This is a genomic window from Chroococcidiopsis sp. CCNUC1 (assembly GCF_023546805.1).
Classification (GTDB): domain Bacteria; phylum Cyanobacteriota; class Cyanobacteriia; order Cyanobacteriales; family Chroococcidiopsidaceae; genus Chroococcidiopsis; species Chroococcidiopsis thermalis.
Map to the genome: position 1 here is coordinate 5,310,131 of NZ_CP097480.1, position 16,886 is coordinate 5,327,016.

The following is a 16,886-nucleotide window of genomic DNA, read 5'->3' on the forward strand; positions in this document are numbered from 1 at the left end:
TCTCAGCTTTTTGACTTTTGACTTTTCACTTTTGACTTTATAATGCAAGATCGACTTCGCGCCCATGTATTCGTTTCGGTAGAGTTCAAGGAGTAGGCTACCGAATGTCAACGGCTGAGATGGCTGCTGAGATGGGGTTACATGGCTGGGTGCGAAACTTACCTGACGGACGAGTGGAAGCCGTATTTGAAGGAACGAGAGAATTAGTAGAAGAGGCGATCGCGTGGTGTCGCCAGGGAAACCCGCCTGCTGTTGTTAAAGACGTGGCGGTTGAGTACGAAACACCAGAAGGATTACGCAATTTTGAGATCCGGCGTTGATTTGGCAAGTGGAGGCAGCCGTGCGCTACTGTTTAGGTTTATGACAGACAATGACAGCGATGTGGAAATCGCGATCGCTCCTGGTGTAGTCTTTTTTTAGACCATCTAGAACGCTTAAGGGAGTTTTTCTCCCAAATTGTTTCGTCTGCCTCTATTTAGAAAATACTATACTGAATATTGGTTTTATCTGTAGTCGTTCTTCAAAATAGGTAATTTTTACTATGCACGATCGTATTGCCGATATCCGCATTGATAATTCACATATCTTAATTACCCCGAAAGAATTAAAAACAAAATTACCCTTGACGGAAAAAGCAGAAAAAACTGTTCTACGCTTTCGGAAAGAATTAGAAAATATATTAGATGGTATAGATAATAGAAAGTTTATTGTAGTTGGTCCCTGTTCTATTCACGATGTTGCAGCAGCAGAAGAGTATGCAGGGAAATTAAAAAATTTAGCAGATAAAGTTCAAGATAAATTACTGCTGATCATGCGCGTGTATTTTGAAAAACCTCGCACGACAGTAGGATGGAAAGGGTTAATTAACGACCCCGATATGGATGATTCTTTCCATATTGAAAAAGGTTTGCATTTAGCCCGGAGCTTATCATTAAAGCTAGCAGAAATGGGTATTCCTGCGGCAACAGAAGCACTCGATCCAATCGTACCGCAGTATATCAGCGAACTCATGTCTTGGGCGGCGATCGGGGCGAGAACAACTGAATCACAAACTCACCGAGAAATTGCCAGCGGGCTATCGATGCCAGTAGGATTTAAGAATGGGACTGATGGGGGGATTCAAGTTGCTCTCAATGCCCTCCATGCAGCAAGTACGCCACACAATTTTCTGGGGATCGATCAAAGAGGACGAGTGAGCGTTTTCAAAACAAAAGGAAATGCTTACGGTCATATTATTTTACGGGGTGGTGGTGGCAAACCTAATTACGAGATTGCCCATGTTAAGAAAGTAGAAGAAAAGTTAAAAGAGGCAGGTTTACCACCACGAATTGTCATCGATTGCAGCCACGGTAATTCTAATAAAAACTACAAATTACAAACTGTAGCTTTTAACGATGCGATCGCGCAAATTGTAGAAGGAAATACATCAATTCTAGGAATGATGTTAGAATCTCATTTGTATGAGGGTCATCAGTCAATTCCTTGCGATTTGTCAAAATTGAAATATGGTATTTCAGTGACAGATCAGTGTATCGGTTGGGCAGAAACTGAGGAAGTTATTTTGGCAGCTTATGAGAAATTGAGTAAGGAAGCGATCGCGGTAGGTGGTTGAGATCCCCCAACCCCCCTTAAAAAGGGGGGCTAAATCTCCCTTTAATCCCCTAATAAATGTAGAGACGTTACATGTAACGTCTCTACAGTGAAATTACCGATCGCTTCCTCACCAACTAACAGTTATATTCAGAGTCAAAAAATTGCTGAACAACAATGAATGACTCTGGATCTGGGCAACATATTCGCGCTACCTTACAAAAAATCTGGGGATATGCAGATTTTCGTCCACCCCAAGGGGAAATTATTCGTAGTATATTGTTAGGGCAAGATGCTTTGATAATTATGCCTACGGGTGGAGGTAAGTCAATTTGTTTTCAACTTCCAGCGCTACTACAAACAGGGTTAACTATAGTTGTTTCTCCTCTAGTAGCGTTGATAGAAAACCAAGTTAAAGAATTGCGCGATCGCCATCTTCCAGCTGCTTTATTACACAGTGAGTTACCAAAGGATAGTCGTTTTGAAACTCTACAACAATTAGAACGGCAACAGTTAAAACTACTTTATTTATCGCCAGAAACTTTACTCAGCAAACCGATTTGGGAAAGGTTATCTCAACCACAATTAAAAATTGATAGTCTAATTTTAGATGAAGCTCACTGTTTATCTCAATGGGGCGATACATTTCGTCCAGCTTATCGCCGTTTAGGTACAGTGCGATCGGCTTTACTTCAGTCTAAACCAGTTGGAGCAAAAATTGCGATCGCAGCTTTTACAGCAACAGCAGATCCGACAACTCAGCAAACAATTCAGCAAGTCTTACAACTACAACAACCAGCAATTTTTCGTCAAAATCCCTACCGTTCCAATCTCCAGCTTCAGGTAAAAATAGTTTGGACACCTAAAGGACGGAAACAACAATTAGAGAAATTTATTCAGTCACAACAGGGGGAAGCTGGATTAGTTTACGTGCGTACGCGCCGCGATAGCGAAAGTTTAGCAGAATGGTTAATGCAACAAGGATATACTACTGCGGCTTATCATGCAGGTTTGAGTCCAGCAGAACGTCGTAGAATTGAAGCTAGCTGGTTGAATGGAGAAATGCAATTTGTTGTTTGTACTAGCGCGTTCGGTATGGGGATTAATAAACCTAACGTGAGATGGGTGGTACATTTCCACTCTCCCTTATTATTATCAGAATACGTGCAGGAAGTTGGACGTGCTGGCAGAGATGGAAAACCGAGTATTGCATTGACGTTAATTAGCGAACCTACAGGATGGCTAGATCCAGAAGATAAGCAGCGTCAGCAGTTTTTTGAAAATAAAATGCGATCGCAATATTTATCAGCACAGCAATTAGCAAAAAAACTTCCAGTGAAGGGAGAAGTAGAAGCTGTAGCACGCAAATTTTCTGATGGTGCGATTGCGTTATCTCTCCTCCACAGTGCCAATTTGTTAGATTGGCAAGATCCATTTCATTACACGATCCGTCAACCAATTAAACTAAAGCCACCTAAACAATTTCTTGCCGTACAGCAGATGACTCAGTATCTTACAACGAAACAGTGTCGCTGGCAGTATTTGTTAAAATGTTTTGGTTTCAGTCAAGAATTACCATCTTCAGGTTGCGGACATTGCGATCGATGCAAAAAACATTAATTATGTAGATAGATTATGGTAAACAATCCAGAACAATTTGCCAGCGATAACTACTCTGGAATTTGCCCAGAAGCCTTAGAATATATGCTGAAAGCGAATGCAGGAAGTTCGCCTGCATATGGTAACGATGAATGGACGCAAAAAGCCTCAGATTATTTTCGGCAAATCTTTGAAACTGACTGCGAAGTATTCTTCGTCTTTAACGGCACGGCTGCTAATTCACTCTCTCTAGCTGCACTTTGTCAGTCTTACCACAGTGTCATTTGTCACGAAGTCGCACATATTGAAACCGATGAATGCGGCGCACCAGAATTTGCTTCTAATGGTTCTAAGTTATTACTAGCAAAAGGCGAAGTGGGTAAGCTAAACCCAGCGTCAGTAGAAGCGATTGTCAGCAAACGTGCAGATATTCACTTTCCCAAACCTAAAGTTATTAGCTTGACACAAGCTACAGAATTAGGAACTTTATATTCTATCGACGAACTTTTAGCAATTAAAGCAGTTGCCCAAAAATACAACTTAAAAATCCACATGGATGGCGCACGCTTTGCCAATGCTGTCGTCGCAATGAATAAAACTCCAGCAGAAATTACCTGGAAAAGTGGGGTTGATGTCTTGTGTTTTTGCGGAACGAAGAACGGTACGGCAATGGGTGAAGCAATTATCTTCTTTAATAAAAGCTTAGCAGAAGACTTTGCCTATCGCTGCAAGCAAGCGGGACAATTAGCATCGAAAATGCGATTTATTTCCGCACCTTGGCTGGGTTTGTTAGAATCAGGTGCTTGGTTAAGAAATGCGCGTCACGCTAATGAATGTGCGGAATATTTAGAAAATCAACTTTTAAACATTGAAGGTGTAGAAATTCTATTTCCCAGGCAAGTTAATGGTGTCTTCGTGCAGTTATCAGAACATACTATTAATCAATTACGTGCTAAAAACTGGCAATTCTACACTTTTATCGGTGCTGGTGGTGTAAGATTTATGTGTTCTTGGGGAACGACTAAAGAAAGAATTGATGAGTTGGTTGCAGATATTAAAACGTCGATCGCCTGATGTAGAGACGTTACATGTAACGTCTCTACAGATATAAATTACCCCATTAAAATCACGCGGTTAATTACATGAATCACGCCGTTATCAGCTTCAATATCTGGTGCTAATACTGTGGCATTTTTGACTTCAAAGCCATCAGTACAGTTAATCGGAATTGGCGAACCTTCCACCGAAATGACAGAATCGACTTTTGCTAAGTCAGCTTGCATCAACTTACCAGAAACAACATGGAAAGTTAAAATTCTTGCTAATTGAGGAATGTTTTGTAGTAAGGTTTGAATAGTTCCAGGTGGTAGTTGTGCAAATGCTTCGTCGTTAGGTGCAAACACCGTGAAGGGACCAGGACTTTTGAGGGTGTCTACTAACCCTGCTGCTTGTACTGCCGCTACTAAAGTATTGAAAGAACCCGCACCAACAGCAATATCGACAATGTCAGCCATGTATCTTACCTAGAGTATAAAAAAATGCTCGTATAGCAATTACCAATTACGAACATATCATAGGTAGGGACGCATAACCGTCCGCTCCTATAAGATATATATTATTCAAATGATAGAATTGACTCTACTATTATTCATTACTCAACTGCTTGGTTTTCACTTGTCGCCAACGCATAAAAACCCCATAATTGGGACTGAATAAAAAAGCTAAGGCAAATAATCCCGAAACAACTAAAACGATCGCGGGACCGGATGGTAAGTTAAAAAAGTAACTGAGATACATGCCGCTAATACTAGAAACAATCCCAATCGCCGCACCTAAAATCATCACTTGATGCAAGCGAGTGACTAGTAAATAAGCTGTTGCCCCAGGTGTAATGAGGAGGGATAATACTAAAATCACGCCTACTGCTTTCATGCTGGCGACAATTGTTAAAGCAATTAACAACATCAAACCAAAATTTAGCTGATTCACTGGTAAGCCAGCAGCTTGAGCGCCTAGCGGATCGAAAGTGTAAAATAGGAGTTCTTTGTATAAGAGGAAAACAACAATTAATACTACAGTGGCAATAATTGCCGTATCGCGGACATCATCAAATGTCACGCCGAGAATATTGCCAAATAAAAAGTGATTCAGATCGATTTTATTTTGCTTCTGAATTGTCGTGATTAAGGTAATTCCCAAGGCGAAAAAAGCTGAAAATACTATTCCCATCGCTGCATCTTCTTTAATTGGCGATCGCGTGCGTATCCAAGCAATCAGCAGCGTACTAATTACCCCAGCAATAAACGCCCCAACAAAAATATTTGCCCCAACTAAAAAGGCGATCGCGAGTCCTGGCAGGACAGAGTGACTGATGGCATCTCCCAACAAAGCTAAGCGTTGTACCATCAAGTAACTGCCGACGACAGCACACAATAAACCAACAAGAATCGCCACAATCAGCGATCGCTGCATGAATCCATACTGCAACGGCTCAATGAGTGCCTCAAGCATCAAGCAGCAGCTCCACTAAAATACATCACCTTACCACTGTAGGCGCGATAAAGATTATCTTCAGTTAACACTGAAACGCGATCGCCCGTAGCAATTATCTCGCGATTGAGCAGAATCAAATCGTCAAAGTGCTGAATCGATTCTCCCAAGTCATGATTCACAACTAATACGATTTTTCTAGCTTGGGCTAATTCGTGGAAAACATCAAAAATTACAGTTTGGGTTTTTTGGTCAATTCCTACTAATGGTTCGTCAAAGCAAAAGATTTCGGCTTCTTGAGTCAATGCCCGTGCTAAAAATACCCGTTGCTGTTGTCCTCCCGATAGCTGTCCGATGGGACGATTTTTATATGCGTCCATTCCCACCCGTTCTAATGCAGATTGGGCGACTTTACGACTGACAGTAGAAAAACGCTGAAATAAACCCGTTTTCTTGACTCTGCCCATCATCACCACATCCCACACCGTAGCAGGATAAGTCCAGTCAATTTGCGATCGCTGGGGAACGTATGCAACTTTTTCCAACTGCTGCACCAAAGGCTTTCCCTGATAAAGCACGTTACCACTAGACAGAGGAACCAGTCCCAACATTGCTTTGATCAGAGTACTTTTACCCGCACCATTTGGACCAAAAACTCCGGTCAGCCTTCCAGGTCGCACCGTACAGTTAACATCGCGTAGTGCTTCCTGCGTGCGGTACTGCACCCCTAAATGGCTGATATTAATATTTGCGGCGCTGGCGATATTCATATCCATTTTCTGTACGTTCGCAGCAGTTGGCACAAACCCATGAGTATTTATTCTGGGCTGGAGTTTCAAATTAAAAGTTTTCATAACACTAACTTTTTTTGTCTACTTTGAGCATACTGTAAAAATGAAAAGAATATGAAAACATCTATAAAAGGAAATAATGTTGATGATAAGCGGGCGTAATGATAAGGGAGTCGGGAGTCGGGAATCGGGAGTCGGGGGAAGAGGGCTGAGAGGGACAAGGGAGACAAGGGAGACAAGGGAGACAAGGAAGACAAGGGAGACAAGGGGGACAAGGGAGACAAGGAAGACAAGGGAGACAAGGGAGACAAGGGGGACAAGGGAGAAAAATTACTTCCGACTTACGACTTACGACTTACGACTTCTCCTTTGTTTGTTGCCTTTTGCCCTTCTATCTAGTTGTAGCCAACCAGATGCAAGCCGCACCTCTCCGGGGACAGAAAAGCCACAAGTCGTGGCGACTAGCACCATCATTAACGATTTGGCAGAACGGGTAGGAGGAGAAGAAATTCAACTGCGGGGAATTTTGAAGCCAGGGGACGATCCCCACGTTTACGAACCAGTCCCAGCCGATAGTCAGGCATTGGAAGATGCGGACTTGATTTTGTATAACGGCTACAATTTGGAGCCAGGACTAATTAAGCTGATGAATGCAGCAGGATTGAAAGGGCGTAAATTGGCTGTAGGGGAAGTTGTGAAACCTTTACAGCTAGATAAAGGCAAAGGGGAAATTGTCCCCGATCCTCATGTTTGGGGCGATGTGGAAAATTCAATTCAAATGGTGAACCGAATTCGCGACGCTTTGATTGAATTGTCACCGGAAGATAAAGAGAAGTTTACCCAAAATGCCGCACAACTGATCGCCCAGTTGCAGGAATTAGATACTTGGATGACTCGGCAAATTCAAACCATCCCCATAGAACGACGAAAATTAGTTACGACGCACGATGCATTTCAATACTTCGGTCGCGCCTATGGAATGGCGATCGCTGGGACATTAATTGGGATCAGTACGGAAGAACAACCCAGCGCCCAGACCGTTCAAAAACTCGTTGAAGCTGTCAGAAAAGCTGGGGTTCCCGCCATTTTTGCCGAAACTACAATTAATCCTGCTTTAATTACTACTGTTGCTCAGGAGGCAGGAGTCAAATTAGCACCGCGCCAACTCTACTCTGACTCGATCGGCGCTGCTGGTAGTAATGGAGATTCGTATATCAAAATGATGGTAGCAAATACGCAAACGATTGTAGAAGCATTGGGAGGAAAATACGAGCCATTTGAGTCAGTAACCAGTGACCAGTGACCAGTGACCAACTACAATAATTCTGTGCATCACAAAAATACTATTCCTTCTACCTGGCATGGCAATTTAGATATCGTGTATGCTCTGCGCAACGGTAAGACACAACCAATAAGCGATCGCGTTCAAGCACCGCTAAAAGTGCAGCGTCCGTTTTACCCAGAAGGAGACATCTGCCATACTGCTATCTTGCACACGGCTGGGGGAATTGTGGGGGGCGATCGCCTTTCCATTAACCTGCAACTCCAACCGCGATCGCAAGCTTTAGTCACGACAACAGCAGCGAGTAAAATTTATCGCAGCAACGGCTTACAAGCCAGACAAACAGTCGAGATTCAGATTGATGAAGGTGCTTGTTTGGAGTGGTTGCCTCAAGAAACAATTGTCTTTAACGGCGCAAATTATCGTCAAGACTTGCGCGTAGAACTAGCCCCAGGTGCTAGCTGGTTGGGTTGGGAAATTACCAGATTTGGACGCAGCGCTAGAGGCGAAAGATTTTTACAAGGAGAATGGCGATCGTATACCGAAGTCTGGCAACAAGGACAACCTTTATGGATCGACCGACAATGGTTGCCAGGAGAAGAAGCAATTCTCAACAGTCCTCACGGTTTAGCCGGACATTCTATTGTCGCCAGCCTTACCTGGATCGGATGCGAAGTCTCACCGGAGTTAGTAACAAAGTGTAGAGACGTTACATGTAACGTCTCTACAACCATACCAATTACTAATTATGGAGTCACTCGCCTTCCACATGGATTATTATGTCGCTACCGTGGCTCTAGTTCAATTGAGGTGCGAAACTGGTTTACATCTGTGTGGCAGTTACTACGCTTATCATTATTAGACAGGTCTAGCTGTTTACCTAGAGTTTGGCAACAATAAAAAGGACACTCAATGCAACTTACGCCGCAGGAAAAGGATAAACTACTCATCTTCACCGCTGCTTTGGTAGCAGAACGCCGTAAAACTAGAGGACTAAAACTAAACTATCCAGAGGCAGTGGCGTATATTTCTGCCGCTATTCTAGAAGGGGCGCGAGAAGGACGTACTGTCGCCGAGTTGATGAGTTTTGGCGCAACTCTCCTGATGCGAGATGAAGTCATGGAAGGAGTACCGGAGATGTTGCATGAAGTCCAGATAGAGGCAACATTCCCTGATGGAACGAAATTAGTTACCGTCCACAACCCGATTCGTTAGTTAGAAATGGGCGGAAGAATAGCTTTACACTTCGTAATTTTTTCTAAACTGAGAAGAGTAGAGGTATTTAAACGCTCGAATTATGATTTTGCGCCCTCACGACCGGATCAAGTTAGACGATACCAACGACCAGCAGTTCTATTCTTTTCCGCGATTTGTCACCCATGTAGACGATAATTTTATTCAACAACTGACTCAGTTATATCGAGAACGCCTCAAACCCCACACCCGAATTTTCGACATGATGAGTAGCTGGGTGTCCCACCTTCCAGAGGAAATGGAGTTTGCTCATGTAGAGGGACACGGGATGAATGAAGAGGAACTAGCCCGTAATCCTCGATTGCATCATTATTTCGTGCAAAATTTGAATCAGAATCCTAAATTTCCGCTACCAGACCAAGATTTCGACGCAGTATTGAATACTGTTTCGATACAATACTTGCAGTATCCAGAAGCAGTGTTTAACGAGATTCATCGGATTCTGAAACCGGGCGGAATTGTTATCATCAGCTTTTCCAACCGCATGTTTTACCAAAAAGCAATTCAAGCTTGGCGCGATGGAACGGAGTCGAGCCGGGTAGAATTAGTCAAACAGTATTTTCAAGCCATACCAGGATTCTCCGAACCCGAAGTTATTACCCATCAGTCCGGCACTAATAATTTCATTCAGTGGTTGGGTGTCGGTGTGAAAGATCCGTTTTACGCTGTCATTGCCCAACGCATCTAAAATCTTCCGAAACTAAAGCAAGCGATCGCCAGAATAAATGATAAGTGTAAAGCATCGAGCAGGAGGCGTTATGTTTTTTCGTCAAGGGCGTAAAATTTTAGTGGCGTTAATGCTGTCATTGTTACTATTTACTACAGCATGTACGGCTACAGAAACTCCAGGGCGGTTTGACCAAGCACAACAGGTCAGCAATCGGCAAAAAAGCGGTCAAGCAGTAGTCAAAGAAGCGACTCAAGGCAGCGAGTTCAATCGATTTTTCCCAGCTGCGAGCGGTGAATTTCAACGAGTTTATACCCAAGAGAAAAAAGGTTTTGCTGAGGCAAAATTGAAAAGAGGTGGTAAAGATCTGGCAATGCTGTCTATTTCTGATACTACAAGCTTGCCCACTGCCGCAGCAAAATTTAAGACGAGTACAAAACAAATTAACGGTTATCCCGCCGTAGAAGTTGGTACGACACAAACAGCAGTTTTAGTCGGCGATCGCTATCAAGTTAAAGTTTTATCTCGCGATCCATCCTTTACAGCTAGCGATCGCGAAGCGTGGTTAAAGAAATTCAACCTCAATGGACTCTCAAAATTGCAATAAATGTCGATAGTTAATTGTTAATTGTTAATTGTACTTTTCTCTTAACCATTGACTATTAACTATTAGCGTATAAGGAGAATATTGTGAGCAAGTCAATTATTCAATTAGTGGACGAACTTCCCACTAATAATCTAACCGTTTCCATGCTGCGATCGCTCGATTTTGTGATTCCCGGGCAGTGGAATAATTTAGTTGGTTTTGAAAATACAATTCGTACCGTTACAGGCGAAACTGACGAAAGTATCATTCAACAAGTTGGCGAACGGGCTATCTATCTCTACAACGATCGCTCTCAAGGATATCAGAGGGCGATGTGGTTATATCAAACTGTAGATAGAACCGATAAAGCCTTGGGTGCAGCAGCTTTTGCGAATAAGGTAGGGGAAAAAATTCCGCTTTTGGGTTTCTTAAATAAAGTCACTCCTAAAGCTGATAAAGCTCAAACTATCGACTTGACTTTGAAATTAGTCGTCGAGTTGCTGGCTTTTTGTCAAATTAATGGTATTCCTGGCGATAGTATTGGTGATTTCGTTACTTCCCTGGCAGATTACAGTGGTGAATCCTTGATGCGCATGGTAGCCTTAGTTTGCGTCGATGGATTGATTCCTTTTGGTTCTGATTTTATCCAAAAGGCTTTAGCAACTTTAGATAAAACGAGTCCCCAAGAATTAGAGCAAAGCTCTACTTTCCAAAATATTAATAGCGACATTCCAGGAAATAATTCCGCCAGTAAGTTGAACTTTATCGGTGAAAGTTTCAACTCTGTCACGGGTTGGATGAACGATTTAGTTGTTTCTCGTGGGTTGACACCGCAGAAAGTCGTGAGCAATCTACAAGGTTTTATGGAAGTTGCTGACGATAAATTAGACTACCTTGCTGCTTTTCTCGATGTCTCGACCAATTATTACGAACATACAGGAACCCAAACATTAGCACGACGGTTAATTGAAAGAGCAGTAGCAGAAATATAAGTCCTGTACAGGTGTTTGTAGAGGCGTACGCATAGCGTCTCTACATTCTCAGCTTTTTCCACAGAATATTGCTAGCAAAATCACTCTGTAGGGGGATTGCTTTTTAGCAATCTATCCTCTACATTCTCCTATCAATAAGCCTTGCTTGTATTTGCTATATCAAATTATACCAAACTAAAGCTAGTAGTAAATAATATGGAAGAAACATTTGAACTAACGGAATTACAACCTGAAGATTTAGAAACAATTAAGGTTGACTCTTTAGCAGATCTAGATAGTTTAATAGCAGAAAAATTCAACCTTTTCGTGCGTCCCTATTCTACAGACATCAGAGCTGCATTAGAATTAGTGGCTTGGGATTTAGAAAATTCAGATGCACCTCACTTTGAGTTATTTCGAGTTGAGGAACATTCTTTACCAGGATTACCTTTTGTTGCTAGCTTTATCCCAAATGGTGTTTGGGGTTACGGTGAAACTGCGCCTCTAGCAATTTGTCAAGCAGCACTATTTCGGCATAAACAAATTAAGTTCGAGCTATCAGTTAATTCGTACGGTAGCGAACGAGCTTGAAAAATTGTTGAGGATTGTTATAAAGTGGCGGTACGCTTGTCAGGCTGTTTAAATGTCCGATCTTCCTCACAACTTCCAAACCGACACACTCGCTAAAATTTTGCCAGTAGATGCGCTGACAGTACGTTTGTACGATCGCGCTGATGAACTTACCACAGACGCAGCTAAAATTACGCAACGCTATTTACAAAACTTACTGACGCAGCAAGAGACTGCTAGGGTAATATTAGCAACTGGCAATTCTCAAATTGAATTTCTCTCAAAATTGGTAAATTTAGGTGAGATAGACTGGTCACGAATTGTCTTTTTCCATCTGGATGAATACTTAGGAATTGATGCTAACCATCCGGCGAGTTTTCGGCGTTACTTGTGCGAAAGAGTCGAAGAGAAAGTTCATCCAGCAGCATTTCACTATATTGATGGCGATACCGTACAACCGCTAGCAGAATGCGATCGCTATACTAAGTTATTATTGTCTCAGCCTATCGATCTATGTTGTTTGGGAATGGGAGGCAACGGACACTTAGCTTTTAACGAACCATCAGTAGCAGATTTTCAAGATCCTGACTATATAAAACTTGTAAAGTTAGAATTATCTACTCGTCAGCAACAAGTTAACCAAGGTTATTTTAATAATATTGCAGCCGTACCGCAATACGCTTTTACATTAACAATTCCAGCAATTTGTTTAGCACAAAAGATATTTTGTTTTGCTCTTGGGAAACATAAAGCTCAAGCAGTACAGCAGACTTTAGAAGGCGCGATCGCTCCGAGTTGTCCTGCTACTATACTTAGAAGTCAAGCTCAGGCAACATTGTTTTTAGATGCGGATTCAGCAAGCCTTTTGGGAAAGTCAAAAGTTAAAAGTTAAAAGTTAAAAACTTAAGTTTTAGTTTTTTGTCGCGCCAAGACGCAGAGGCGCAAAGAAGGACGCTAAAGGTTTATCTGATAGTACTAAACCATTGTGTTATTCCTTGGGCGATCGCGCTGGCTAGTTGTTGTTGTGCTTGCGGGTTGACGATCCATTCAAATTCGTGGGGGTTAATCATGAAGCCTAACTCTAATAAGATTGTTGGGGCTGAAGCGGGACGAGTTAAAGCGAGATTGTTCCAGTACAGTCCGTAGTCTGGGCGGTTCAGTTTTTGGACTAAATAACTATGTAAAAAACTGGCGAGATCGTGTGCTTGGGGATGATACCAAAAGGCAGCTAATCCTTGCGTTTTCATGGCATCACCTGCATCTGGTAGAGCATTGTAATGTAGAGAAATTGCGATCGCGGGTTCAATTTTATCGATTATGTCTACTCGATCTGGTAACGATAAATCTACGTCTTCCTCCCGCGTCAGGTAAACTTCCGCGCCTCGTTTTTCTAGCTGTTCCCGAACTAATTTAGAGATTAATAAATTGACATCTTTTTCAGGATAACCCGTTGGTCCTAATGCCCCAGTTTCCTTCCCTCCATGTCCGGGATCGAGGAGAATTTTGATTCCAGAAAGAGGAGCGTCGGTAGGGGCGCACTGCTGTGCGCCCGTACAGGGGAGTCGGGAGTCGGAAACTTGGAATTTGGAATTTGGAATTTGGAATTTGGAATTTGGAATTTTAGGAGAATAACGCAGTGTCAACACCAAACTCGTTCCTTCGTAGCGCAATTTATAACCCCATTGCTGTTGGGATTTGAGGTTAAAAATATATTCCAAGCGATTGGGTGTGACTTGCTGCCAATCGAGGCGAGAGATTGTGGGGTCGTCGTCGAGGCGGATTGTATCTGTTTGAGCGGTGGTATTATATAGAGTTAGTGTTAAGGTGCGATCGCCCTGCTGTATGCTTACGGGTACGGGGACTTGCAGTGGAAACACGATTTCTGTTGCTCCAGGTACGCGACGGGCGCTGACACTCCGAATAAGCGATCGCGGTGGGATTGCTCCTGGTATAGTTCTGGTTTCCTTACTATTAATCCAACCGCCATAATCTAAGCGCAGCCATTCTCCTTCTTTCCCTGTAACTGCTGCCCGCGTACCCTTGGGTAAAGGTGTGAGGCGAGAGTAGTCGGTACTCGCACCAGTTCGCGCTACTCCCTCATTTGCCGTGACTTCGACGACTTCTAAATTTGCAGGTGAGAGAACTGTAACTTTACCTGGACTTGGTTGAGTCACGGTTTGACCGTTTAATATTAGTTGAAACTGTGGTTGAATTCCAGAACTAGGAGTGAAACCGCTAGTAATAGTATTATTGCCATCTACGAAATTCCCTAATTCTGGTAGAGTGGTACAACCTTGATATTGCCCAGATGTTAATTGTCGAGTTGGCTGATTTCGTCCGGTTAAAAGTGCAGAGTTAGCAGGCAGTTGGACTTGTTGTATTTGAGGGAAAAGGCGAATGTTATCTTTGCCTAATTGAACGGAAACTGTAGATTGAGGAGGTGCGATCGCGCTAAAACAAACAAGTTCCCCTGGCATTCTGGCAATATCGACATTAGGAGTCAAGGAATCTTTACCAAATGCCAATCCTACAGGTGGTACGGGGGTTGTATCTTGTCGCTGTACCTTTAGTTGCACCTGTCGATCTTGATATTGCAATATAAAAGTATTCTCCCCGACTCGCAAGGGAAAACTAGGGGCAAAATGTCCGGCGCGACTGCGTTCTATCGGTTTACCGTTAACCAAAACTTTACCCGTTGGCGGCGCTGTTCCTACCAAAAAGATGCGATCGGCTACTGTTTGATGGTTAGCAGGGGGATACACTACTGATAGTTGCTGTTCTGCCCCAACTGGACGTACCATAAGCAGGACAAAGATAGTTCCGAGAAAGAATAATCCGAAAAGTTTTTTCACGCCAAAATAGGAGAATAGGGTATCGTAGGGGCGGGTTTACCTAGAATACCTGTTATCTAATAAGTATGCTTAATAAATCCGCCTGTACAGGAGTGGGGAGTCGGGGATTTTGACTTTCAACTTTTGACTTTTAACTTCTCCCTTCCCCCTCAAGAATATGTCACAATTATCGGGGTGAATGGCTGGAAGTTGCCCAAGATTAAGAAAAACTACTATGACTAAATTTGTGTTTGTGACTGGTGGCGTAGTCTCCAGCATTGGTAAGGGTATTGTAGCGGCAAGCTTGGGACGGCTGCTCAAATCGCGAGATTATTCAGTTTCTATTCTCAAACTCGACCCCTATATTAATGTCGATCCAGGTACGATGAGTCCCTTTCAACATGGGGAAGTTTTTGTCACCGAAGATGGCGCGGAAACAGATCTAGACTTAGGACACTACGAACGCTTTACTGATACTTCCATGTCGCGCCTCAATAGCGTCACGACTGGTTCAATTTATCAGGCAGTAATTAATAAAGAACGGCGTGGTGATTACATGGGGGGAACAGTACAAGTCATTCCCCACATTACGAATGAAATTAAAGAAAGGATTCAGCGCGTTGCCAAAAATACGAATCCCGATGTCGTCATTACCGAAATTGGCGGTACGGTGGGAGACATCGAATCGCTACCATTTCTCGAAGCAATTCGCCAGTTTCGTAAGGATGTAGGGCGACAAAACGTCTTGTACATGCACGTTACCCTCGTTCCCTGGATTCCTTCGGCTGGGGAAATGAAAACCAAACCGACACAACATTCTGTTAAAGAGTTGCGGTCGATCGGGATTCAACCAGATATTTTAGTCTGTCGCAGCGATCGCCCCCTACCCGACGGTCTAAAAGCAAAAATGGCTGAATTTTGTGACGTATCTGTTGAATGCGTCATTAGCTGTCAAGATGCCAGCAGTATCTATGAAGTCCCCTTAACTTTAGAAACAGAAGGGCTGGCACAGCAAACCATAGAATTGCTGCAACTCGGACAACGCCAGCCCGATCTCTCGCAATGGCAAACTATAGTACAACGACAAGCCAACCCCACTCACCAAGTTGAAGTTGCCATTGTTGGTAAGTACGTGCGTTTAAACGATGCTTATCTATCAGTAGTAGAAGCTTTGCGTCATGCAGCGATCGCGACAAATGGCGAATTACACCTGCGTTGGATCAACTCGGAAGATTTAGAAATAGAAGGGGCAGACGCTTTACTGCAGGGCGTTCATGGTATCGTCGTCCCTGGAGGCTTCGGCGTGCGCGGTGTAGATGGCAAAATTGCCGCTGTAGAATACGCCCGCGAACATCAAATTCCGTTCCTCGGTTTGTGTTTGGGAATGCAATGTTCTGTAATTGAATGGGCGCGTCATGTTGCACGTTTGGAAGATGCCCACAGCGCAGAGTTTGCCCCTAATTGTCAATATCCCGTAATAAATCTTTTGCCAGAACAGCAAGATGTCGTCGATTTAGGTGGAACCATGCGGCTAGGGTTATATCCTTGCAGTCTCACACCCAATACCCTAGCGCACGCACTGTATCAAAAGCCCCTAATTTACGAACGCCATCGCCATCGCTACGAATTTAACAACGCCTACCGCAACCTATTTTTGGAGTCGGGATACGTCATTAGTGGCACTTCCCCCGATGGACGCTTGGTAGAAATTATCGAACTACCCAGCCATCCATTTTTCATCGCCTGTCAATTTCACCCAGAGTTTCAGTCTCGCCCTAGTACGCCCCATCCTTTATTTAAGGGGTTTATTGAGGCGATCGCTCGACGATCGCAACCAGAGGCGATCGCGCCAACTCCAGTAGAAGTATCATAGAGCGGTTAGTAGAGACGTTATATGTAACGTCTCTCAAAGTGGACATTATCTAGGCATTAAACGCCGTCGTGGAGAAATCCCTGGGTTGATTACCGCAGCCATCTCTTCAGGAGTTAACTTGCTAATTTGAGCATCCAATTCAGCAACTGTGAATTTGTATCCTCGTTCAGATGCAATCTGAATGAAAGCTTCTGGTTCAGTTGTAGCCTTAAGTCTAGCTTGCAATGCGTCGTCTTGCAGTACGGCTTTAAAAAAGCGGGCAGCATGTTCTTGGGTCATATAAATCTCCTGCTGTTAAAGAGGAATTAAATCTAGTGACTCATTAGCGAAGTTTGACAAAGTTAACTCCACTCCCCACCCAAACTGCGATCAAATGAGATCG

At 43.2% G+C, this 16,886-nt stretch carries 17 protein-coding genes and 1 pseudogene; 13 read left to right on the forward strand and 5 right to left on the reverse strand.

The window, feature by feature from the left end; genetic code table 11:
* Positions 1-42 precede the first annotated feature (42 nt).
* The 4 genes and pseudogenes from M5J74_RS24520 (at position 43) to M5J74_RS24535 (ending at position 4,263) form a co-directional block, all read left to right on the forward strand.
* Positions 43-320, forward strand: a pseudogene (locus M5J74_RS24520) (acylphosphatase).
* A 221-nt stretch (positions 321-541) separates the two neighbouring features.
* Entirely contained in the window at positions 542-1,612 is a 1,071-nt protein-coding gene (locus M5J74_RS24525) for a 3-deoxy-7-phosphoheptulonate synthase (protein WP_015156619.1), read from the forward strand.
* 155 nt (positions 1,613-1,767) lie between these two features.
* Entirely contained in the window at positions 1,768-3,210 is a 1,443-nt protein-coding gene (locus M5J74_RS24530) for an ATP-dependent DNA helicase RecQ (RefSeq protein ID WP_250013762.1), read from the forward strand.
* Positions 3,211-3,225: 15 nt separating this feature from the next.
* Positions 3,226-4,263 carry a low specificity L-threonine aldolase gene (locus M5J74_RS24535; protein WP_250013764.1) on the forward strand — a complete coding sequence of 346 codons (1,038 nt, stop codon included), beginning with the start codon at positions 3,226-3,228 and terminating at the stop codon, positions 4,261-4,263.
* Positions 4,264-4,301: 38 nt separating this feature from the next.
* On the opposite strand, the gene M5J74_RS24540 is transcribed toward M5J74_RS24535, so the two are convergent.
* The 3 genes from M5J74_RS24540 to M5J74_RS24550 all read right to left on the reverse strand — a co-directional run bounded on the left by M5J74_RS24540 (position 4,302) and on the right by M5J74_RS24550 (position 6,455).
* Complete coding sequence (locus M5J74_RS24540; RefSeq protein ID WP_015156623.1) at positions 4,302-4,703, reverse strand: fasciclin domain-containing protein; 402 nt, start codon at positions 4,701-4,703, stop codon at positions 4,302-4,304.
* A gap of 130 nt (positions 4,704-4,833) precedes the next feature.
* On the reverse strand, positions 4,834-5,700 hold the full coding sequence (locus tag M5J74_RS24545; RefSeq protein ID WP_015156624.1) for a metal ABC transporter permease: 867 nt from the start codon (positions 5,698-5,700) through the stop codon (positions 4,834-4,836).
* Positions 5,700-6,455 carry a metal ABC transporter ATP-binding protein gene (locus tag M5J74_RS24550; protein WP_051033293.1) on the reverse strand — a complete coding sequence of 252 codons (756 nt, stop codon included), beginning with the start codon at positions 6,453-6,455 and terminating at the stop codon, positions 5,700-5,702. Before M5J74_RS24550 ends, M5J74_RS24545 begins: the two co-directional genes overlap by 1 nt.
* Positions 6,456-6,615: 160 nt before the next feature.
* Here M5J74_RS24550 and M5J74_RS24555 point away from each other — a divergent pair, with 160 nt between their 5' ends.
* The 8 genes from M5J74_RS24555 (at position 6,616) to M5J74_RS24590 (ending at position 12,692) form a co-directional block, all read left to right on the forward strand.
* Entirely contained in the window at positions 6,616-7,773 is a 1,158-nt protein-coding gene (locus tag M5J74_RS24555) for a metal ABC transporter substrate-binding protein (RefSeq protein ID WP_371934079.1), read from the forward strand.
* Positions 7,774-7,776: 3 nt separating this feature from the next.
* A complete protein-coding gene (locus tag M5J74_RS24560; protein WP_250013767.1) occupies positions 7,777-8,652 on the forward strand; it encodes an urease accessory protein UreD in 876 nt (291 codons plus the stop codon).
* Between the two features lie 12 nt (positions 8,653-8,664).
* Entirely contained in the window at positions 8,665-8,967 is a 303-nt protein-coding gene (ureA, locus tag M5J74_RS24565; RefSeq protein ID WP_015156628.1) for an urease subunit gamma, read from the forward strand.
* Between the two features lie 82 nt (positions 8,968-9,049).
* Positions 9,050-9,694, forward strand: coding sequence for a class I SAM-dependent methyltransferase (locus M5J74_RS24570; RefSeq protein ID WP_015156629.1), 645 nt, complete (start codon positions 9,050-9,052; stop codon positions 9,692-9,694).
* A 70-nt stretch (positions 9,695-9,764) separates the two neighbouring features.
* Positions 9,765-10,280, forward strand: a complete 516-nt coding sequence (locus M5J74_RS24575; protein ID WP_015156630.1) for a hypothetical protein — start codon at positions 9,765-9,767, stop codon at positions 10,278-10,280.
* A gap of 83 nt (positions 10,281-10,363) precedes the next feature.
* A complete protein-coding gene (locus M5J74_RS24580) occupies positions 10,364-11,251 on the forward strand; it encodes a hypothetical protein (RefSeq protein WP_106166531.1) in 888 nt (295 codons plus the stop codon).
* A gap of 195 nt (positions 11,252-11,446) precedes the next feature.
* Positions 11,447-11,821, forward strand: a complete 375-nt coding sequence (locus M5J74_RS24585; protein WP_015156632.1) for a hypothetical protein — start codon at positions 11,447-11,449, stop codon at positions 11,819-11,821.
* A 52-nt stretch (positions 11,822-11,873) separates the two neighbouring features.
* A complete protein-coding gene (locus tag M5J74_RS24590) occupies positions 11,874-12,692 on the forward strand; it encodes a glucosamine-6-phosphate deaminase (protein WP_250013769.1) in 819 nt (272 codons plus the stop codon).
* A gap of 70 nt (positions 12,693-12,762) precedes the next feature.
* Here the strand turns inward: M5J74_RS24590 and M5J74_RS24595 are convergent, their stop codons facing one another.
* On the reverse strand, positions 12,763-14,601 hold the full coding sequence (locus M5J74_RS24595; protein ID WP_250013772.1) for an N-acetylmuramoyl-L-alanine amidase: 1,839 nt from the start codon (positions 14,599-14,601) through the stop codon (positions 12,763-12,765).
* Between the two features lie 265 nt (positions 14,602-14,866).
* Here M5J74_RS24595 and M5J74_RS24600 point away from each other — a divergent pair, with 265 nt between their 5' ends.
* Positions 14,867-16,504, forward strand: coding sequence for a CTP synthase (locus tag M5J74_RS24600; RefSeq protein ID WP_015156635.1), 1,638 nt, complete (start codon positions 14,867-14,869; stop codon positions 16,502-16,504).
* A 45-nt stretch (positions 16,505-16,549) separates the two neighbouring features.
* Here M5J74_RS24600 and M5J74_RS24605 read toward each other — a convergent pair whose 3' ends face one another.
* A complete protein-coding gene (locus tag M5J74_RS24605) occupies positions 16,550-16,783 on the reverse strand; it encodes a Nif11-like leader peptide family natural product precursor (protein ID WP_015156636.1) in 234 nt (77 codons plus the stop codon).
* Positions 16,784-16,886: the final 103 nt, after the last annotated feature.